At 57.7% G+C, this 20,895-nt stretch carries 17 protein-coding genes; 1 reads left to right on the forward strand and 16 read right to left on the reverse strand.

All coding sequences use genetic code 11. The features are described 5' to 3' along the window. Positions 1-31: 31 nt before the first annotated feature. From ABC336_RS01235 to ABC336_RS01260, 6 genes are all read right to left on the reverse strand, one after another. Complete coding sequence (locus tag ABC336_RS01235; RefSeq protein ID WP_413236925.1) at positions 32-2,299, reverse strand: helix-turn-helix domain-containing protein; 2,268 nt, start codon at positions 2,297-2,299, stop codon at positions 32-34. Positions 2,300-2,432: 133 nt separating this feature from the next. After that, a complete protein-coding gene (locus tag ABC336_RS01240; RefSeq protein WP_413236926.1) occupies positions 2,433-3,362 on the reverse strand; it encodes a sensor histidine kinase in 930 nt (309 codons plus the stop codon). A 19-nt stretch (positions 3,363-3,381) separates the two neighbouring features. Next, positions 3,382-4,164 carry an ABC transporter permease gene (locus ABC336_RS01245; protein WP_413236927.1) on the reverse strand — a complete coding sequence of 261 codons (783 nt, stop codon included), beginning with the start codon at positions 4,162-4,164 and terminating at the stop codon, positions 3,382-3,384. Further along, on the reverse strand, positions 4,157-5,080 hold the full coding sequence (locus ABC336_RS01250; RefSeq protein ID WP_413236928.1) for an ABC transporter ATP-binding protein: 924 nt from the start codon (positions 5,078-5,080) through the stop codon (positions 4,157-4,159). The genes ABC336_RS01245 and ABC336_RS01250 overlap by 8 nt, the downstream gene beginning before the upstream one ends. Positions 5,081-5,155: 75 nt before the next feature. Further along, positions 5,156-5,833: a response regulator transcription factor gene (locus tag ABC336_RS01255; RefSeq protein WP_413236929.1), complete on the reverse strand. Its 678-nt coding sequence runs from the start codon at positions 5,831-5,833 to the stop codon at positions 5,156-5,158. Positions 5,834-6,043: 210 nt separating this feature from the next. After that, complete coding sequence (locus ABC336_RS01260) at positions 6,044-6,739, reverse strand: DUF7002 family protein (protein ID WP_413236930.1); 696 nt, start codon at positions 6,737-6,739, stop codon at positions 6,044-6,046. A gap of 639 nt (positions 6,740-7,378) precedes the next feature. Here ABC336_RS01260 and ABC336_RS01265 point away from each other — a divergent pair. After that, on the forward strand, positions 7,379-8,752 hold the full coding sequence (locus tag ABC336_RS01265; protein ID WP_413236931.1) for an IS110 family RNA-guided transposase: 1,374 nt from the start codon (positions 7,379-7,381) through the stop codon (positions 8,750-8,752). Between the two features lie 347 nt (positions 8,753-9,099). Here ABC336_RS01265 and ABC336_RS01270 read toward each other — a convergent pair whose 3' ends face one another. The 10 genes from ABC336_RS01270 to ABC336_RS01315 all read right to left on the reverse strand — a co-directional run bounded on the left by ABC336_RS01270 (position 9,100) and on the right by ABC336_RS01315 (position 20,882). Further along, a complete protein-coding gene (locus ABC336_RS01270) occupies positions 9,100-9,390 on the reverse strand; it encodes a barstar family protein (RefSeq protein WP_413236932.1) in 291 nt (96 codons plus the stop codon). A 12-nt stretch (positions 9,391-9,402) separates the two neighbouring features. Further along, positions 9,403-9,840 carry a ribonuclease domain-containing protein gene (locus ABC336_RS01275; RefSeq protein ID WP_413242409.1) on the reverse strand — a complete coding sequence of 146 codons (438 nt, stop codon included), beginning with the start codon at positions 9,838-9,840 and terminating at the stop codon, positions 9,403-9,405. Between the two features lie 71 nt (positions 9,841-9,911). Further along, positions 9,912-10,724, reverse strand: coding sequence for a DUF6597 domain-containing transcriptional factor (locus ABC336_RS01280; protein WP_413236933.1), 813 nt, complete (start codon positions 10,722-10,724; stop codon positions 9,912-9,914). 161 nt (positions 10,725-10,885) lie between these two features. Next, a complete protein-coding gene (locus ABC336_RS01285; protein WP_413236934.1) occupies positions 10,886-14,875 on the reverse strand; it encodes a family 10 glycosylhydrolase in 3,990 nt (1,329 codons plus the stop codon). 33 nt (positions 14,876-14,908) lie between these two features. Beyond that, entirely contained in the window at positions 14,909-16,093 is a 1,185-nt protein-coding gene (locus ABC336_RS01290) for an anhydro-N-acetylmuramic acid kinase (RefSeq protein WP_413236935.1), read from the reverse strand. Then, positions 16,090-17,082: an N-acetylglucosamine kinase gene (locus tag ABC336_RS01295; protein WP_413236936.1), complete on the reverse strand. Its 993-nt coding sequence runs from the start codon at positions 17,080-17,082 to the stop codon at positions 16,090-16,092. The genes ABC336_RS01290 and ABC336_RS01295 overlap by 4 nt, the downstream gene beginning before the upstream one ends. Before the next feature lie 36 nt (positions 17,083-17,118). Next, positions 17,119-18,258, reverse strand: a complete 1,140-nt coding sequence (locus ABC336_RS01300) for an exo-beta-N-acetylmuramidase NamZ family protein (RefSeq protein ID WP_413236937.1) — start codon at positions 18,256-18,258, stop codon at positions 17,119-17,121. A gap of 65 nt (positions 18,259-18,323) precedes the next feature. Next, positions 18,324-19,031, reverse strand: a complete 708-nt coding sequence (locus ABC336_RS01305; protein WP_413236938.1) for a PIG-L deacetylase family protein — start codon at positions 19,029-19,031, stop codon at positions 18,324-18,326. Continuing rightward, positions 19,028-19,999, reverse strand: a complete 972-nt coding sequence (locus ABC336_RS01310; RefSeq protein WP_413236939.1) for a GNAT family N-acetyltransferase — start codon at positions 19,997-19,999, stop codon at positions 19,028-19,030. The genes ABC336_RS01305 and ABC336_RS01310 overlap by 4 nt, the downstream gene beginning before the upstream one ends. Positions 20,000-20,021: 22 nt before the next feature. Then, positions 20,022-20,882: a carbohydrate ABC transporter permease gene (locus ABC336_RS01315; protein ID WP_413236940.1), complete on the reverse strand. Its 861-nt coding sequence runs from the start codon at positions 20,880-20,882 to the stop codon at positions 20,022-20,024. Positions 20,883-20,895 lie beyond the last annotated feature (13 nt).

A 20,895-nucleotide genomic window follows, 5' to 3' on the forward strand; every position in this document is an offset into this window, starting at 1 on the left:
CAACGCAGCGAACAGCCTTCAAATGCATGACTTATTTATGGGTTTCCCGATATTGACCCGGCGTGGTGCCGACGATTTTTTTGAAGGAACGAATGAAGCTGGAGGCATTGGTGTACCCGACCTGCTCGGCAATGCAGACCAGTGTGTCCTCGGTTTCTCGCAGCAGCTGCAGCGACCTCTGAATCCGCATGCGGTCGACCGATTCCTTGAAATTGTGACCGACGGTTTTTTTGAAATGATAGCTGAAGCCCGATAGGGACATCCCGAAGTGATCCGCCATGAACTGAAGGGAAAAATCCGGATCATACGCTTTGCTCTCCAGCATGGCCATAATCTCCTCCGCCGAGACGATCCGCGGCGCGGGCATCGTACCATCCATCATATCGCACAGCTTGCTGGAGGTCTCCCGCAGAATTTCGGCCATCTGGGCAATCGTATACGTATGCTGAAGCACGGCATCCGTCAACCGGAGCAGATTGGCATCATCCTGACGGAAGCGCTGCAGACCGGATAATAGGATGCTGACCGTGTTGGCATAGACGCTCCTTACCCGATAAGGCGGCATCCCCTCGCCGTTCATATAGTCCATGAGCCGCTCCAGCACCGAACGAACCATTGCCGATTCATTTTTTATGATCGCCATCTCCAGCGATTGCAGCAGCTCCGCGGAGTAGGATACCGAACCGCTCTGCGGCGCCTCGATGTCCTCAAAGGCGAGAAGCGTCGGCGCACTGCGCATACGCAGATGTTCGGCGGCGCGCAGCGCCTGGAGATAAGAGTGATGCGCCCCTTCCGGGGATGCCGTGGAAGCCGCCTGGCCGACGCCGACTAGCGGCGCGGCGCCGGCTGCGTCCGCTAACCGCCGCTGCATGTCCGTCAGTCGTTCCAGCACCGATTCGCCTTCCTCATGCGAGCAGAGATAGACATATTCTTGAGGGTAGATACTGGCGAACAAATACGTATCCTCCTCCCCCGCCATCTGATCTTCCTCGCGCCGGATGGCGGCTTGAACCTGCGCGTTCTGGGGATCATCTGCGAAGCTGAGGATCGCAGCGGTCACACACGGCTTGCTCAGCCTCGTTATGCCGTGGACATCCCCCTGCGCCTGGAACTCATCCCACGTGGCGAAGTGCCCGCTGACGAGATCGAACAGGACGGACACCCTTACGATCGGCAGACTCCGCCTCACCTCCTCATCCAACCGGCTGTTGTCGCTGGATAGTTGATCCAGTGTATAACGGATCGTCTCCACTTCGTTCATGGCTGGCAGGCTGTGATGCTGGAAAACATCCGCCGCCATCTTGACCAGCCGCTTGATGGGTTCATAATTGATCTTGAGCGAGATGTAGATGACTAGCACTTCTACCAGCAGGATCAGGATGAACATCAGGACCGAATTCCACTGAAGAGTGCGGATGCTCTGCAGCGACTCTGTGAGCGGCAGCAGACTCACATACTGCCAGCCGTTAAGATTCGATGCGCTGTGCGAGACGATGTAGGATTTGCCGTCCAGACTGTGAATAACCGTGCCGCCCGGTTGTTCCTTGAGCTCACTCACCAATTGCTCAAATGCCGGAGTCTCGCTGTATGCCGGCTGCTCCGTCGATACCAGCGGCTGCCCCTGTTCATCGAAGATAAAAAAGGCGCCGTTGTACGAATCCGAGACCGAATTGACCATTCGGACGACTGTGCTCTCCAGCACCTGGATCAACAGAACGCCCGGAGACTGCTCGCCGCCCTGCGGCATCGGCAGGAGGAAGGTAATCAACCGCGCCCGGTTGTTGCCGGGAATGACCACGTCTTCCACGCCTCTTACTTCCGGCACAGACAGCTTGTCCAGTTCTGCGAACATCTGCTTGTGCGGCCAGGACGTATAGGAGTAACCGATCCCCTTCCGATTGAAATCGTCAACCGTATAGACATTGCCGGTCTTGGAGAACAAGTAACCGACATCCTTCACATAGAGCAGTGTGTTGTAGATAAAACCGTCAGTCGCGTTGTACTTGCGCATCTCGTTGGCAAGGACATAGCGGTGATAATCATCATGCGGTGTGAGATACATCTTCAGATCCCGGTTGCGCATCAGCTCATACGGCAAGTCATACACGTAGCGTGAGAAAATATCCATCGCATGTTTGAATTGTTCGGTCACATGCATGTTCCAGGCCATCTCCTTTTCCTTGGCCGCTTGCGTTGAGTTCGGATAATAATAGAGCAGGATGCTGGCAACTGGCAGCAAAAACACTAACAAATACGATACCAGAAACTGGAGCAATAAATTGCCCTTGGTCCTCCTCATATCGATTCCCCACCTTCCCGGCCGCTCGGGCAGCCATGCTATGTAAACGAATACAAAAATATTCTGCTCCTTATTCTACACTACTGCGCAACAATAGAAAAAGGACGCCTTCTACCACTCGGTAGAAGACATCCTAGGGTAAGCTCGGGGGCCGCTTCGCGGCCGATCCTGAAACTATTATAGGCAACTCAATCCGCACTTCCAGCTCGCCATCCTGGAGAGAGGCGCTCGCGCTGCCGCCCATTTGCTCGGCGAGCAATCGGACGATCGCCAGGCCCAGCCCGGATGTGCGGCCTCTCGCCCGATCGGCTGTGTAGAAGCGATCGAAGATGCGACCTGCCTCCAACTGCTCCGGATTCCTCACAGGATTACGAAATCGCAGCTCAGCTTGATCTCCTTGCTGGATATGAACCTGCAGATCACCGCCCGAATGTTCGATCGCATTGCGGATCAGGTTGCGGACAATGCGGACCGTCATCTCTTTATCCGCCCACACCATGACAGAGGCGTCTTCTGCAAGTTTCAGCGATATGCCTCTCACTTCCATAGCCGGGATCGACGCCGCCAGACATTCCGTCACCAGACTCGATAGATGAATGCGTTGTGGATTCGGCTGCTGCTCGGCCTGGACCAGATAGGCATACTCAAAGAAATGCTCGATCAGCACACCAAGTTCGTCCGCATGCTTTTGAGCGGTTTGAAGCTTGTCCCGCAACTGTGCAGGCAGTTCCTCCTTGGCAATCAGCTGCTGATAGCCTCGAATCGCGGTGAGCGGGGTACGCAGGTCATGAGAAATATTGGCGATCAGTTCTTTGAATCGTTTCTCCTCGCGAATACTGTCCAGGCGAAGGTTCTCCTCCACCTTCAGACATCGATTGATATTTGCCGTCAACCGGTTCAACTCGCGATTGAACAGCTCGATCGTGATCGGCTGCCTCGTACTCTTGCGAAGCCGCTTGTCCAGCTGCCGGTTGATCCGAACCAACTGCCGCTGGAGGAAGAAGATATACATCAGCAGGATGAAGACTAGGCCGGTCAGCGCAAATACAAGTGCATTCAACACCCTCACCTGCCTTGTCGGATTATTTGAGCTCTGCCCTCCGGAAGACAAGATAAGACAGGAGCAGCATCGCCAGGACGAATACTACGCTGATCCCGATCGATTGCAGCATCTCAGCATATCCGGAGTCTGCTCCCAGCAGGACGTGGTCCGTGCCATAGGGAGTCAGATTCAGCCAAGTATCCAACCCGCCGAGGCCGGCTAACTGACCGCAAAGGATACTGAAGGCGTAGTAGATGACGATGACGAGCACCGGCTTCCGTAGCATCAGCGCAAGCGGCAGCGTGATGCTGAGCTGCGCGATGTAGACGATGATCAGGGTCAGCATGAGCGCCGCCAGCTTGCCTGCCTCGGCAGCGGAGAATGTACCGGGCATCGCCGAGAGCAGATTCAGAAACCCGAGTCCGGCCGCTTGCATATCGAACGCCAGTCCGCTCATCAGTGCGGCAGCGGTGACGATGACATAAGGCAGCAAGATAAGGACGAGTCCGCACGCGATGATGACCGCCTTGCCCGCCACCACGGTACCGCGGCTTTTGCCGCCGGCTATCATGTGGTGGATCGTCTTGTTGTCGAAGTCGCCGCAGATGTATACGCCAGCGATAACAGCACCCAGGATACTGATGACATTCATATCGGAGAACATGAAGCCAAGATTGCCCATGCTCTCCGCCATCTTCCCTTCGGCGATCAGATGCGCGAACAGTGCCATGACCACTGCGCAGATGCCAGTGATGAAGATCAGGATCCTGATGGCCACGGACTTGCGCAGCTTATACCATTCCGCCCAGATGAGATTAACCATGCGCGCCACCCGCTACTACAGACAGGAAGTATTCTTCCAGCGTATCCCCCGCCAGTGAAAATGCTGTCACGACGATACCGCTGGCGTGCAGTATCCGGGCGACCTGCTCCTGATTGTCCAGATGATCGTACAGCTTGACCGTCTTATCCGGCAGCACCAGATAATTGGTCGTGCCCAGCTCCGTCTCCAGCACGCTGGCCAGCCTCTCCGGCTGATCGCAACGGATGACGAGATGACGCTGACACTGCTCCTCTAGCTGAGCCAGGCTCAACGTCTGCTTGACTTCGCCGCGATGGATGATGATATAGTCGGTCGCCGTCTGGTACAGCTCCGGCAGATTGTGGCTGGAGATGAGGATGGTCATCTGGCGTTCCACACAGAGCGCTTTGAGCAGTTTGCGGATCTCCACGACGCCGATCGGATCGAGACCGTTGATCGGCTCGTCGAGGATCAGCAGCTCAGGATTGCCGACCAGCGCGATGGCGATGCCGAGCCGCTGCTTCATGCCGAGCGAGAAGTTTTTGGCCTTTTTGCTCCCTGCTTCCGCCAGCCCGACAAAAGCCAGTAGTTCATCCTCGATTTCTTTGCCCGGAATGCCCTGCATGATACGATGAAGACGCAGATTTTCCTTGGCCGTCATCGACGGACTGAGACTCGGGTATTCGATCATACAGCCTAACCGTTTGCGCTCTTCCTGCAGCGCCTTCTCACCGGTTGCGCCGAATAGCTCGATGCTCCCGCTTGTCGGATAGCTGAGTCCGGTAAGCAGTCGCATCAGCGTCGTTTTGCCTGCCCCGTTTTGGCCGATCAAGCCGTAGATCCGGCCCGGCTCCATCGTAATACTCACATCGCTTAGCACCTTGGTGCCGGCATAGCTCTTGGTCAGTTGGTTTGTTCTCAGTATGCAGCGTTGCATAGCGCTCACCTTCCCTTTCTGCTATCAGTCTACAAGCCAAAGGTTTAGAAAAGGTTAAGCGCCGGCACCACAATTTCACAAGGGATATAAACGATACCCAAGCCCCCACACCGTCTCGATATAATCGGCTGCGGGGCTCGTTTTTTTCAGCTTCGAGCGAAGATTGCTGAGATGGGTTTTAACCGCATTGTCATCGCCTATGTATTCGTCCTGCCACAGCGTCTCGTATAGATTAGCCTTCGTATAGACTTTACCGGGGTGCTTCAGCAGGAGCTCCAGTATACCGTACTCTTTTGCCGTCAGCTCCAGCTCCGTCTCGCCTACTCTCACACGCTTGCCGCCCTCATGCAAAGTGAGATCCCTGTACCGTAAGATCCGGTCGCCGGAAGGTTTGGAGGATCGCCGCAGATTGGACTGCACGCGTGCTACGACCTCTCCAAGATCAAAGGGCTTGGTGATATAGTCATCCGCCCCGAGTCCAAGCAGCTCGATCTTGCTGTCCACCATCCCTTTGGCGGAGATGACGATTACCGGTGTGTCGGCATAACGGCGGAGCTCCCGGAGCAGCTCGTCCCCGCTGCGGAACGGCAGCATGAGGTCCAGGAGGATCAGATCATATACCTGGTCTTTGATCTCTTGCAGGTCGTCCACTCCAGTGTAGGAAGACTTCACCTGATAGCCTGCGTCCGTCAACGCTTCAGCAAGCAAGTGGTTGAGGTCCGTATTGTCTTCGATAATCAGTATGTTGTGCAAGCGAGCCACCTGCCTGTCCTAGACTTTCATTTACTTCGCATGCTTAGTATATCATTATTATGTCCTCCCGTTACGGCAGGTTCCCCGATTGCCCGTTCTTCCCTTATCCCGCAAAAAAAAGCCAGCCGACTAAGCGGCTCGCTTCTTTTTGCACGCAGGATTTTCCTTGGACCGCCTTAAACAACAACCCGCATACGGCAAGCCGAATCGTCATGACTCCACCGCAAGTGCTGATAACGGTTTCCTGATGTTCTGCCAGCATGCAGGAACGGCTTTCCACTCATCACAATAGAGCGTGGAGATATAGTCCGATAGCGGTCCTACCTCTTCCTCGATCAGCACTTCGCGGATCTGTGAAGGTATCGTCGGGACCCACGGCGCTTCCCGCCGCCCGAAGGACTCCAGTCTTACGAACATTGCTGGACTTTTGCGGTAGGAGCACCGCCCGGGATAACGAGGAGCGCTGCCGGAGTCGTACCGGGACAGCTTGACCCGCCGCCCATGATCCATGAGCAGGGAAGCCGCCTCCAGCTCCATCACAGCCACGGTCTCCGACGGTTCCCTGCGGCCATAGCTGTCGATCATATACCGGCAGTCCCGCTTGGTCGGCCAGCAGAAGACATGCTTGTCCAGATAGGCGTGAAACGCCGCTCGTGAGATCCCCGGCGCCATCATCGCCTCTGGAATGCGCAGATGGGCATTAACCGTCACCGTATAAGCATCGATTGCAACCTCTACAGGACGATCACGAATCGTTCCGGATAGCTGCGGGACCATGCGGGAGCTGGCAAGCAATTTGTCGGTAAGCGCAATGTGGGCCAGATTGGTAACGCGCGTCATATGGTAGAGATGCTTCCGGCTGCTGCTTCGGGTGATGGCTGTGATGATATCCGTTAGATGTTCCATTCTGCCGCCCCTTGATTTGGTAGTGCATTTGATTTTATTATAGATTTGCCCTGATCGGGCCCAGCCTAACCAAGCATGAGGGAATGTTCGTGGGATGATGACTGCCTCGTCACTAGCCCCGAAAACATATGCACTCCACGCAGCGTGAAAACCAATCGTCGTGCGGCTCCAAACTCCGGCTCACCATCCCGATAAGTGCAAAAGTGCATCTAAAAGCACCAAAAACCTAATGACTACCTTGGATAAGTGCTAAAGTACATCTAACTCGCCCTGAATTGGAATGATAAGGGTTTTATTAGTGGAATAGATGTATTTTTGCTTCTATGGTCCGGGATTCGAGCCAAAGGAGGAGAAATAGATGCGCTTTTGCCCTTATCATCCGGCGGGCGTGGACCTTTATAAGCTGATCTATAGGTGACATAGTACGCTTATACAAGGTGAAACGGCTATCGCCGTCCTCTGGCGGCGCAGTTAGTTTCATTTCGGAGAAATACAAGCCAAGTAGATAAGAGAATCATATACTTTCTGGCGTGTAATATAATCCTCTTAGAAAAGGAAAATCCCCAGCGACTATCGAAGAAAGAAGCACCTGACGAAGAGCTTCAATCTAACCCACCCACCACAGGAGGTTGAAGTCGCATGGGGAAATCCCATCATATCCAAGGCTCTAAGGGAACAAAGTTCAGTCAACAACTACGAGGCGTTAACCTGGAGCAGGTTCTCATCGTAGCCATCGATGCGGCCAAGCTCCACCAAAAAGCCTTGATCTGCAACTACTTCGGCGACGTGGTCGAAAAACCCTTCTTTTTCTCGGTGAGTCATTCCGGCATGAAAATCCTTTATGAAACCATTGAAAGAGCCATGAAGGAGGTCGGGGCGGTTCGTTTGTTTCTGGGCATTGAAGCCACTGGTCACTACTATGAGGACATCGTCAGGCAGATGGCCAAGCAAGGATATCTCGTTCAAATTCTCAATGCCTACACGACCTCTGAAGAACGTGCGAGCGCCCTTAGTTGGTGTAAGACCGATGATCTCGATCTTGTCGCTATCGCCCACGCCCTTCGAAACAACAAGGCGACCGAATTCCGCTTGGCGGAAGGACTCCAGCGGCAACTGCGTGTGCTCACACGCGCCAAACGCGCGGAGATCCGTAAGCGCTCGTCCCTTCGCATGGAGATCCGAACCCTCATGGATGTCGTCTGGCGAGAGTATCAAGGCTACGCCGACCACCAGAACGGACGAGCAAAAAAAGTGAAGGTGTTCAGCGATTTCTGGGGCAAGGCTTCCCTCTTCTTCATGGAGCACTATCCCCATCCCTCCCTTGTTCTGCAACTGGGAAAAGCGGGGCTGCGGAAGCTCTCCGCCGAGCACAACCTGAAACTATGCACAACCGCCATTGACAAGCTTCTTTATGTGGCAAAGGAATCCCTTGCCCCTGACGTGCAGACGCTCCGTCCCGAGCTCCTGGTGCTGCGTTTGAAGCTGCAGGACCTTCGGGCCTTCGATGCCAAAGTTCAGACACTGGAGCAGGAGATTGAAAGCCTGTTGCTCCAGACCGACGGGCGATTACTCCTAACGGTTCCGGGCCTCGGCGTGTCCTTGGCTGCAGAACTCTACGCAGAGATGGGGAATGTCTCGGATTATCAGCATGCTGGGCAGCTCATCAAGAAGGCCGGCACGAATCCCATCGTCAAGCAGTCCGGCGGCGGCAAAGGTTCCTACCGCAGCATCTCCAAACAAGGCAATGCTCATTTGCGCTATGTCACCTTTCTCGCTGGCCGAAGTCTCTGCTTGCACAATGCCGACCTCAAGCCGTTCTATGAGCGTCTGAAGCATCGCGGAAAGCATGAGCGCGCAACCTTTGTCGCGATGGGCAACAAGATGCTTAAGATTGCTTTTGCCATGCTGCGGGATAAGCAGCCGTTTCATTCTGCTCAGCCTGCGTACCGGCTTGTGCAGGAAATGAATAAAAAATTGACGTTTAATTGTATTCTCACGTCTCACGCCGCCTAAGACAAAGAAAAAAAGATGCATCTGTAGGTCTGGGACCGAGGGAAGATCGGATCACTTTCTGGAGGCCAGACCTCGTACTAAAGCGTTATCCACCTCGTCCTGTCAATGCGAATTGTACGTTAGACTACTATCTGCACTCAGCCAGATTACATACAGGATTGAAAACGAGGCTATTTTCTTCAGGTTCGAGACCTACCGCGTGCATCCACCGCTTTTCGTCAGTCGGCAACCAAATTTTGTAAAACAAATCGGTTAGGTGTGTTTGGGTTGCTCTAAAGTCGATAAAAAGTAGTTGACATAGTACGCTAGTATTTAAAAGAAAGACCGGCCTGCGCCGGTCTCCCCATTCATTTCCTTGTATCTGCACCCTCGATGATGAGTGTAAATCCCGGGAGCTCCTGCTCGGCCTCTCTAAACAGCTGCAGCACGTGCTCACAATCTTCGCCCAAGCGCTCGCGGCACAGATCATACTGCAGCCAGCGAACCGTGAGCGGCATCCTGACCCAACCAGTCAGCATATCCCATAACGCATCCAGATTGGCGCCATAATGTCCTGGCAGCTCCATCTGCTCGGCAAGACAGGCATGCAGCTCATCCTTGCTCTTGATGCAGCCGCCATCCAGTACTGCTACACGCATGAATCTGCCCCCTTACTCCATCTGTGTAAATGTCTTGTAGTGATCCTCTGTCATGTAGATGAGTCCGTCATTGGAATACACGATTCTAGCAGCGCCGCGGCGCCCGCCGTCGTACAAGATATCAGCTTCGTACCAGAGCCTGCCTCTGCTGTCCGGCAACAGTCTCTCCCGGTTATAGAAACGGTCTCCCCCGATACTCATGCCAGGCGCCACGTCATGAAGATTGCCCTTCTGCGGATCCCAGCCCAAATCTCTGGCTTCCTGCTTGGTGAGATAATTATCCGGCAGCTCACCAGTCTGCCGGATATAATCCGCCACGTCCTCAGGTGTCATCTGCCCGGCGCTTGACGGATCCGACAGCACACCCGGCTGCTCGAGCCAGACACCGCATCCGGCCAGCACCAGCAAGGTCAAACTGATGAGCAGGAACGAACACCAACTTCTCCACATGCCGCTCCTCTGGTCACCATTCCAGTGTTTCATGTGGTATTGCATCCCCTTTTTTCTCTAGAGTGTACGGACTACTGTTGGTGGAACCGGCTGCTGTACACATCAGGCGTCCAGCCGACTACCGCTTTGAAATCGTTGATAAAATGAGCTTGATCGTAATACCCCAGCTCCAGGGCCAACGCCTTCCAGTCCTGGCAGGCACCCTCTTCCAGCCGCTCAGCAGCATCCTGAAGACGGTACAGCTTGATGACCCATTTGGGAGATATGCCGACATACCGGTGGAACATCCGCTGCAGCTTGCGGATATTCATGCCGAATGGTTGGCACAGCTGCTCGACTCGGGTCATGCTGCGATCCTCGCGGATCTGTGCCACCACACGCTGGATCATCAGCGCATCCGGGTCTGCAGGAGGCAGCGCTGCTAACAACAGCTTGTCCGTCAGCCGGATCCGCGCGCTCGTCTCCTCCGTATCCACCATGGCAGCTGCATAGCCTTCAGCTGAATCGGCTCCGAAGACTTCGGCGAGTGTCAACACCCGATCCGCTAAAGCGGCCACCGGCTCACGCCAGAAGGGGTAGAACCCACCCGGCTTGAACTTGACACCAAATACCAGACCGCGTCCGTACAGCTGCTTGGTATATTTGCTGCTCGCCGGCCCATAGATGCCGCTGCGCTCTTGTTCAATGACCAGATTGACGCACGGATTGGGCACGACGTCCTGATCGAATGTCTGACCTTCATGGAGATTCCAGCTCACTACCCAATAATGCAGCACCAGATGACTCAGTGCCGGTTCGGGCGCATGCCGGGTCAGCTCGAACGGGAGAGCGCTGCTGCTCAGACCCAGCACGCCCATGGCAGGCGTCGGTTGATGTCGTGACATTCGGCTCGTCCTTTCTTTGCACTGTTTTGTCTTTATCCTACTATATTTGGCAGTGAATTGACTATATTTATGTGTCAGTTATATAGAAGTCCGCCAACACACGGAGCCCCCAGTCCTCAAAAGGACTGGGGGCTCGTGTTGCCCAAAATGCCAGACTAGGACTAGCTGCGCTCTGTCATCCGCAGCAGCACGACAACGGCTTCAGCACGCGTCGTGCTGCCTTGCGGCTCGAATCGGCCGCCGCTGCGGCCCTGGATCAGGCCTTCGGCGGCGGCAGCCGCCACGGCGTCCTTGGCCCAGGCTGGGATGTCCTGATCATCGGCAAACGGTGTCGCTTCCGCTCCTGTTGGCAGCTGCAGCGCCCGGCCGAGCATCGTCGTCATCTCGGCACGGGTGATAAGGGCATCTGGACGGAATGTGCCATCCTCGAAGCCGTTTACGATACCCGCTTCCGTCGCCAATGCGACAGCGTCACGGGCCCACGGGCGGATTGCCTGCTGATCTGCGAAGCTCAGCTCGGCTCCCGGGCCTTCCAGCCCCAGCGCTCGCACGAGGAGCTGGGCAAACTCGGCCCGCGATACCGGGGCATTCGGCCGGAAGGTCTGATCGGGATATCCGCTGGTCAGACACTGCTCCGCCGCCTGGACGATCTGGGATGCTGCCCAGTGTCCGGTAAGATCGCTAAGCGTCTCTGCCGGGCACGCCGGTGCCGGGGGCGGCGATGACGCCGCTTCGACGAACACGGCCAGCACAGCGGGTCCGTCGATCTCGGCACGGATCAATCCGTCGGCGACCATACCCGCTAGCGGCTGCCAAGTGCGATCCGCTGCAAGAGCGTAGAGCGTCGGTGTCCGGTCGGCCGCAGTCAGCGTCTCATCGAACGATACGGTGACGGCCGCCGGCCGGAGGAAAGGGTCGACAGCGCTGGAGGTGATCTCATACACCTCGCTCGCCAGCCTGTAGCCTGCCATCTCCGGCACCTCTGCCGGCATCAGACGCTCGATGGCAAGACGTGTCTGGCGATCGGTCGCCCCTGCCGGCACCTCCAGTGTAATGGCCGTTCCAAGCCTCACGATGCCAGCAGCGCCGGCGGCCAGCTGCAGCACGCCTTCCGGCTGCTCCGGCTCCCCGCCCGGTCCCGGTACCAGCGGCGGATAATAGACCGGCGGATTCGGGTTCTGTACAGCAGCCGCTACTGTCAGCGGACGGCTGGCGTCGCTCTCATGGTGCAGCCGGTCGACAGCGGTGACTAAGTACGTGTACGTGCGGCCGCTGACGACTTCGTTATCCATATAGCTGGCGCTATCCGCTCCTTTGCGCACCATGGCATGGATCTGCGACGGATCGGCAACCGACGGCGCCGTCTCACCCTCTGCCCGGTAGATGACATAATAGGCCGTCTGCTCGTCGGCATCAGTCCAGCGCAGCTCCATGGACGAATTGCGATAGCTGCCCGACAGCTGGACCGGGGCCGCTGGCGCCCCGCCGCCCAGCCAAGGCATCGCCGGCACCAGCGCCGGCTGCTGCTGGTACTCTCTGAGGATCTGCTGCAGATGCGTCTTGGCCAGCAGGTCGCGGGTCGTAAACTGGATGCTGCCATGCACATGCTCAAAGTTCAGGTTATAGCGCATCTGATTGACGATCTCATACGGATCGGTGAAATTCTCGTTGTCATCCACCTTGTAGGCGGCATGGCCGATATAGAGGTGGACGTCGGCATCATGCTCGGCGATCAGATCGTCCCACCATTTCACCAGCACCTCGTACGCCGCGGGCGAGAATCCGAAGTTCCAGTAGACCTGCGGCGCAACATAGTCGATCCAGCCTTCAAGCACCCATTTGCGGATATCTGCATGGAGATTGTCATAGCTCGGCTGACCGGCTGTCGTATCGGAGCCGAGCGGGTCGGCCGACTTGTTGCGCCAGACGCCGAACGGACTGATGCCGAACTTGACGTACGGCTTCTCAGCCTTGATCGAGGCGTTCAGCCCTTCGATCAGCGTGTCGACATTGTGTCTGCGCCAGGCGTTGATATCCGTGTAGCCTTCACCGAATCGCTCATAGGTCTGCTGATCCGGATACCCCGTGCCGTCGTAGCGGTTAGGATAGAAGTAATCGTCGAAATGAATCGCATCGACATCGTAATTGGCCACCACTTCGTCGACACTCTTGGTGATGTAGTCGATGACGTCCGGATGCCCGGGATCAAAGTACAGCCGGCCGCTGTAATTCATCACCCAATCCGGGTTCAGCCGTGCCGGATGATCCTCCGTCAGTCGGTTCAGGTCGGTATGCATGCTGATGCGATAAGGATTGAGCCAGGCATGGAACTCCAGGTTGCGCTTGTGCGCTTCCTCGATCATGAAGGCCAGCGGATCGTAGCCCGGATCCTTGCCCTGTTCTCCTGTCAGCCAGTGCGACCACGGGGCGAGCTCCGAGCGGTAGAAGGCGTCAGCGGTCGGCTTGATCTGGACGACGACTGCATTCATGCCCATCGACTGGTGGAAGTCCAGCAATGCGCTGAAGTCCCGGCGCTGCTGCTCGGGATCGTAGGTTTTGGGCCAGTCGATCTGCTCGACGCTGGCGATCCAGGCCGCCCGCAGCTCATGCTTGGGCTGCGCGATGCCGGCCTTGTTGACCACAACAGTGAAGCTGACGCTCTTGCCCTCAAAGGCAGCCGTAATCCGGGTGATGCCCATCGACAGCGCCTGCACTTTGCCGCCCTCGGAGACAGCGGCAACAGCCGGCTGGCTGGAGGTGAAGGTCACGCCTTCAGTCAGCTCTTCCTCGCCTGTATTATAGATAGCGGTGATCAGCGCCTGCCCTTCCTGACCAATCTCGAGCGGACCAAGTCCGCTGAGGACGATCCGCTCCAGCACCGGGATCTGTACGCCGACGCCGATCTCCAGGGTGGCCGTACGTCCGCGGTACTCGGCCTGCAGGATCGCCGTTCCTTCGCCGCGAGCGTGAATCACACCCTCCTCGTCGATGACGGCCACCATCTCATCGCTGCTGGAATACGCGGCGCCCTGCGTGATCTGGACCCGCTCCCCAGTGCCAGCCATCTGGGCAATCAGTGTCGTCTGTGCCTGATCACCCGCTCGCAGCTCAGCCGGTCCCGTAAGGCTCAGCTCATCCACCACCGGATCGCTGTCACTGACAGTTAGCATATAACTCGCTTCGAAGCCGCCGGCTTGTGCCGTGATGCGGGTGGTGCCCGGCGCAAGCGCGTGTACGCTGCCGGCAGGATCGACTGTGGCGACGGCCGCGTCCTCGCTTGCATAGACGGTGCCGCTCTCGAACCGCTGCGGTGCCGTGGCATGCTGACGTGTCTCGTACACCGATGCCTGCAGCGTCTCCCCAGTCTTCATGGGAGCCAGCCCATGCAGATCGAGACCATACAATCCTCCAGTATCGCCGTAGAACACGCTGACGCGGTCCAGATAGACGACGCCGTCGGTTTTGTTGTCGTTGTTGGTCTGGGTCATGTAGATCCGCCGCAGCTTGATATCTGTGACGTCGGCTTCTCGCAGCACTGCAGGCAGGTCGGCAACGATATAACGCCAGCCGGTCCAGTTGAAGCCGGTGCTGGTGGTCAGATCCGCAATCGCCGATGCGATCGGCGTGGTCCCGTTCATCGCCGCGAACTCGGCGCGCAGCCAATGCTTGTTGTTGCCGTCGCCATGCACCCACATGCCGATCTTGGCCGGCTTGCCCGGCAGCAGGCGGTACGTCGCGTTGTCAGGCTCCCACAGGTTGACATACGCTGCCGCCGTCCCGCTCTCCCCGCCCACGAACTGATAACTCAGTCTGGCCGAGTGATTGCCATACAGGACCGGCTCGGGCCGGCTGGCCATCGCCAGCTGGACGCTGGCGCGGACGGCGCTGGCCGTCACGCCGCCGGCTTCGAAATCCTCGACGATGACAAATGGCGCAGCAGGCTGGTCTGCAGCCGCCAGGGATGAATCCACTGTCGCAAGCTCATACTCGCCCTCCTGTTGCTGGACGATGTTCAGGGTAGGATCATCTTCTGCATCCTCAGACTCGCCTCCCGGCGGCAGACCGGCGGCGCCGGCCAAGGTGGTACACAATAGTACGATGATGAGTACAAAAGCGGTCATGCCATACAGCTTGCGATAAGGCAGATTCATCTCTTTCATCTCCTCCTCGAGTGATCTATACCATCAGGGCAGCGCGAGCTTGCCCATGATCGTCGGTCGTGAAGCTCCTGTAGCCGCAGGTATATTATTCGGGTTGCCTTCCAGGAAAGCGTGACCGAGAAGCGCGAAGATGACCGCTTCCTTGGCATCGTCAGGCATGCCCAGCTCGCCCGCAGTGCGCACCTCCTGCTCCGGGAGCAGCTCCGCCAGCTGTCGCATGAGCGTCCGATTATGGGCGCCGCCGCCGCTCACGATCACTTCGTCGACTGGGAAGCGGGGCATGACGAATCGCCTGCAAGCTTCGGCGATCGAAGATGCAGTAAGCGCTGTCACTGTGGCGACAGTATCAGCTGCCGGGATCGCTCTCTCCGCAGCCAGGTCAAGTACTTGGCTTGCGTAGGCGGCTCCGAACAGTTCCCTCCCCGTTGACTTGGGCGGCGCAAGGGCATAGTAGGGGTGGTTCAGCAGTTCGGCCAGCAGCGCCTCGTCGGTCGTGCCTTGTGCTGCCCACTCTCCGCCCTCGTCGTAAGCCAATCGGCCGCCGGTCAAGCTATGTACGACTTGATCGATGATCATATTGCCAGGTCCTGTATCGAAAGCCAGCAGGTCGCCAGCCTCCGCTCCTGCCGGGATGGCCGTACAGTTGCCGATGCCGCCGATGTTCTGCAGCAGCCGCCCCCGGAGGGGATCGCCGAACAGGATCAGGTCCCCATAAGGGACGAGCGGCGCGCCTTGACCGCCTGCTGCCAGATCGGCCGGCCGGAAATCGCCGACGACAGGGAGGCCGGTATGCTTGGCGATCACCGACAGATCGCCGATCTGGAGCGTGGCACCCGGCTGGTACTTGCCCGCAGGCTCCGGCATATGCCACACCGTCTGACCGTGCGAGCTGATAAAGTCGATCTCGTCGGCGGTTAATCCGGCAGCCTTCACAGCAGAGAGCGCGCTGTCGCCGAACAGCCGGCCCAGATAGACGTTCATCCCCGCGAGCGCCGCGACGTCGGCTGCACCCGGCGTGCACAGCTGCTTCAACTGTTCGCGCAGCTCCTCCGGGTAAGGCCGGGTCGCATGATGCAACAGCCGGACCTCGGTCTTCGCCCCGCTGCCCGTGAGCTGCACGACTGCGGCATCGATCCCGTCCAGCGAAGTGCCGGACATCAGCCCCACTCCGATCCGATAGGGCCTCTCCGACGACCAGGTCACCCTCATCCCGGTACACCTCCCCTTCGCAGCTGTTTGATCGCCAGCAAGACGGCACCGTACGAGGCGTCATGCTGCGGCTCAGTGACGACCATCTGCGGATAACGCTCGGCGATCCGGCCATGCAGGGCATCGCGGATATGCCGGTTGGCGAACAGCACGCTGCCGAGCAGCGCCAGCGGTCCCGCCTGCATGCCCAGACGCTCGGCAACAGCTGCGACCGGCTGCAGCAGCGCGTCCGCACTCCTCCCGGCGATAAGGAGCGCCTGCTCATCTCCGGACTCGCAAGCGACCGAGAGCAGCGGAGCGAGGGAGGCGATGTCCCGCTTGCTGCGTGCCTGATCGTAGACATAGCCGATCAGCTCCGGCACTGTGGAGACGGCGAGCCGTTCATACACCAGTTCTGTAATGAGTGTCGGACCTGTGCGGCCGTCTGCAGCCTGCACCACCGCAGCAAGCAAGTCTCTGCCGATCGCATAGCCGCTGCCTCCATCATCGATCAGATGTCCGTACCCGCCTGCCCGATGCGTATCGCCGGCGGGACCCTGGCCATAGCAGATGGTTCCGGTGCCGGCGATCAGGATGAGCCCGCTCCGGCCGCCATGCGCCCCGCAGAGCGCAGTCTCATGGTCGCCGACGAGCATCGGCTCGCCCAAGTAACCTCGAGCTCGCAGGAGGGATGTCAGACGTCCGGCGACGAGCGGATTGCTGATGCCGGCTGCGCCGATGCAGATTGCCTGGCAAGAAGCAAGCCCAGCAGCGGTGCCGGCGCCTTCCTCCGAGTGCTGACGATTCAACTGTGCAGACCCTTCATCCGCCGCTATCGCTGCGGCGGTTCTCTCCGTGATCTCTTGCAGGCTGCTGGCGACGACCGCTTCATCCTGCCCGTTATAGTTCAATGGACCAGCGGTGAAGCTGCAGACGATCTCACCGTCCGTCCTCGCCACGATGACGCTCGTGCGCGTTCCGCCGCCGTCTATCCCCGCTACATAATTCATCCTTCTTCCTCCCGCTCGGAGTCGTTAATCTCTACCTTAATAGAGGTGGTAAGTGCTTTTGCGCCGGGCAAACTGCTCGCTCTCGGCCTCCCAGGTCTCGATGATGCTCCGCAGCTCGGTGTTCTCGTCCCGGAGGATACGATCCCCGCACAGCAGATCGATAAACGGCCGTCCCCCGTCTCTGACGGGCGGCAGAAAGGCAAAGGGCGCGAACAGCTCTCGTATCGTAAACAACAAGGTCAGACCAAGAGCAACCGGGCGGACAGCAGCCTCATCCAGCACATGCACTTGCACGCCCTTGCACAAGGTGCCGGCATGCTTCGACGTCGAAGGCTTAAACGATAACGGACGGAAATACACGCCGGGAAGCCGGTGTCCGTTCATCACACGGGCCAGCCGCTCGGCATCGATATACGGTGCGCCGATGATCTCGAACGGGGCCGTCGTCCCCCTGCCCTCCGACAGATTGGTCCCTTCAAAGAGACAGGTGCCGGGATAGAGCAGCGCCGTATCGAGCCTCGGGATGCCCATCGAAGGCGGTATCCATACCCGGCCCGTGTCACTGTATCGGTGCTTGCGCTCCCATCCCGAGCAGCGGACGACGTGCAGCTCGGCTCCCCAGCCGGACTCATCACCCGCCATCGTCGCCACCTCGCCTGCCGTCAGCGCATACCGGATCGCCAGCGGATAGTTGCCGACAAAAGAACTATAGCCCGCCTTCAATACGTTGCCTTCGACAGTCATGCCGTCCAGCGGGTTGATCCGGTCAAGCACGACAAACGGCTTGCCGGCCCGGGCGCAATCCTCCAGCGCATACAGCATCGTATAGATGAACGTATAATAGCGGGCGCCGATATCCTGGATATCGTAGACGACGACATCGACCGCTTCGAGCATCTCCGCCGTCAGCCGCTTGCTGTCCTTGCGGTACAAGCTGTAGACGGGCACGCCTGTCGCAGCGTCGGTGTAGCTGTCTACAAGAGCGCCGGCATCAAGATCCCCGCGCACGCCGTGCTCCGGCGAGAACAGAGCCGCCAGCCGGTAGCGCTCGTGCAGGATATCGATGGTCGGTCGGAGGTGCGCCGACAGTCCCGTCGGCGAAGTGATCAGCCCTACGCGCCGTCCTTTTAACAGAGGGTCGATACTGACGATATTGTCGATTCCGCTGGCGATCATTGACCATGCCTCCTTCTGTTATCAAGCGACGGATGCATCCGCGCATGATGTCGTCGATTCATCGACTACAGCTCGCCCTGGCGCAGCTTCATCGTCTCCGGCGGCACCATGAACGTCTCCGCATACTGCTTGCGGGCTTCCAATCCACGGACGCGGGCCAGTGACTTGTAGTAATCCATATAATTGAAGGACGTGCTTCCCGTTACGAACCAGTGGGTCGACAACGCTGCGATCCACAGATCGAAAGCCTGCTGGTCGAAATCTACGTAGACGTATGGCACGTAATCGACCGCATCCTCCCAATTCTCGCCATAATACAATTTTGGGGCAAAATGCGGCGGCAGCTCTCGCTCCAGCGCTCGCAGGCTGGCGAAGTAGCGGGCGTCGTTGACGATGCGGTGAGTTGTCGCGTGATCCTTGTGCATGCTATTGCAGTGATGCGTGATGATGATGTCGGGCTTCACTTCACGGATGACGTCGGCGACGCGCATCCGGATCTCCTGATCATCCGGGATCTCCCCGTCCGGGATCTCGAACACACGCGCAGCTCCTCCCAGCATCTCTGCAAACGTGTGGGCCTCCCGGACCTTCTGTTCCCGGTAATCATGCACATCCTGCCCGGCTGGCACGCCTCGCTCGCCAGCGGTTAACGCCAAGGTGAAGATCTGATCGCCCTTCAGATGATGGCTCGCCATGACGCCTCCGGCGACGAGCTCCACATCGCCGACATGGGCTCCTATGCCCATGATGGTCTTCGGTGTTCGGTTAGTCATTGCATTAGCTCCTTTCTCATGGTGGCAAACGTTTTGACGGTGCGGAATCCGGCCCGTTCATAGATACGGAGCGCAGGATTGTTGCTGCCGGTGTAGAGGGTCATATAATCGGTGCCGATCGCTTGGAACGCTTCGCAAAGACGGAAGAAAAGACTCGAGCCGAGCCCGTGGCCCTCATGCTCGGGGTGGACGCCGATGCCGGCGAACCGTCCGCGTCCGCTCGGCTCCCGCACCATAGGGCCCGCGAACCCTACCGGCTCGCCCTGCAGGCTCGCGATGACAAAAGGGATGTCCGATGCCGCTGCGGCCGCAATCTCTTGCTGCCAGAGCGGATTGCCCAGCGCCGCCAGCAGTCTTTGGGGATCGTGATGCTGCCGTTTGTCGTATAATCCGACCTCATATCCGGCCTCAGCCGCTTTCCGTTCCTTGGCGAGAATCGCATCCGGCACATTGAAGCTGCCTAGCTGCAGGTACATGGCGCACTGTATGGCTCGCTCAGCATATCCATGCCGGAGCAGCGCATCGTGGAGCGCGCTGCCGACCGGGACGCCGGGCGCGTTATTGTGCTCATGCCGTTCCGTGCCCGGCACATACCACGGCAGCTGCATCGGGTTGAAGAAGAGCACCTCGGCCTGCCGTTTGCCAAGCGAGAGGAACCGCGCTTCCATGGCTGCCAGCAACTGAGCATATCTAGCTGCCGCTCCCACTTCGTCCGTTGTAATGATACAGGTCAGATAGCCGGCGACATCACCGAGCGGCAGGTCAGCCCCGGTGCAGCCGCAAGCGAAGGCCGTTACCCGACCCTCTTCCAACCACACCCAAGCCGTATTCGGATCGAAGTAGCGGTTTTTTGTAAAGATCGCTTTGAACCGTGTAGTATTCATCTCCTGATAGTGATCACGCACGGCATTGGCATTCCAGAGCGCGATGACTTCATCGGTATACCTGTTCTCCCAAGTACGAATCATCTCAGACTCCTTCCCGGCTGCATCAGCCTTTGACTGCCCCGACGGTCACGCCCTCCAGGAAGTAACGCTGCAGACTGAAGAACAGGATGAACATCGGCAGAGCCGAGATTGTCGCCCCTGCCATCATCGGAGCAAAGTAAGTCGTATTGGCAAAACGGAAATTTTTGAGTCCAACCTGAATCGTCTGCATATCCATCGTGTTCGTGACCAGGAATGGCCAGAAAAACGTATTCCATGTCTCCATAAATGTCAAAATGGCCATAACTGCCATCACTGTCTTGGACAACGGCAGGATAATGCGGACCAGCGTCTGGAATTGATTGGCGCCTTCCACCTTGGCACTCTCCAGAATCTCCCTCGGGATCGAGCTCATGAACTGCTTGGCGAGGAAGATGTTATATACGGTCACCAGCGTCGGCATGATTAGCGCGCTGTACGTATTCTGAATTTCGAAAATATTAACAATCAGAATGTAGAGCGGCACCTGCGTCACCTGATAAGGAATCATCATCGAGCTCAGCAGGAGGGCGAACAGCAGGCCGCGGCCGCGAAAGTTGATTTTGGAGAAAGCATATCCCGCTGTTGTGGCAAACGCCACATTGGAGATCATGACGATGGTAGCGACGATGAGGGAGTTGAGGATCCAGCGGAAGGAATGCTCGCTGAAGGCAAAGAAAAACTTGTATGATTCCAGAGTAAACTTGCCAGGCCATAGAGAGTAACTGACAGCACCGGCCTCCACCGGATCGCCAAATGATGAGATGAGCATAAAATAAATTGGAAACAACGTCGCCAGGGCAAACAGCAGAAGAAGGACAATGAGAATCGTATTGCGGAAGGTTCTCGTTGTGCGGTTGCCAAGATGATTGTTGTACAAAGCCACGTCCATTCCTCCT

This window comes from Paenibacillus jepli (assembly GCF_047238105.1).
In the GTDB taxonomy this organism is placed as follows: Bacteria; Bacillota; Bacilli; order Paenibacillales; family Paenibacillaceae; genus Paenibacillus_D.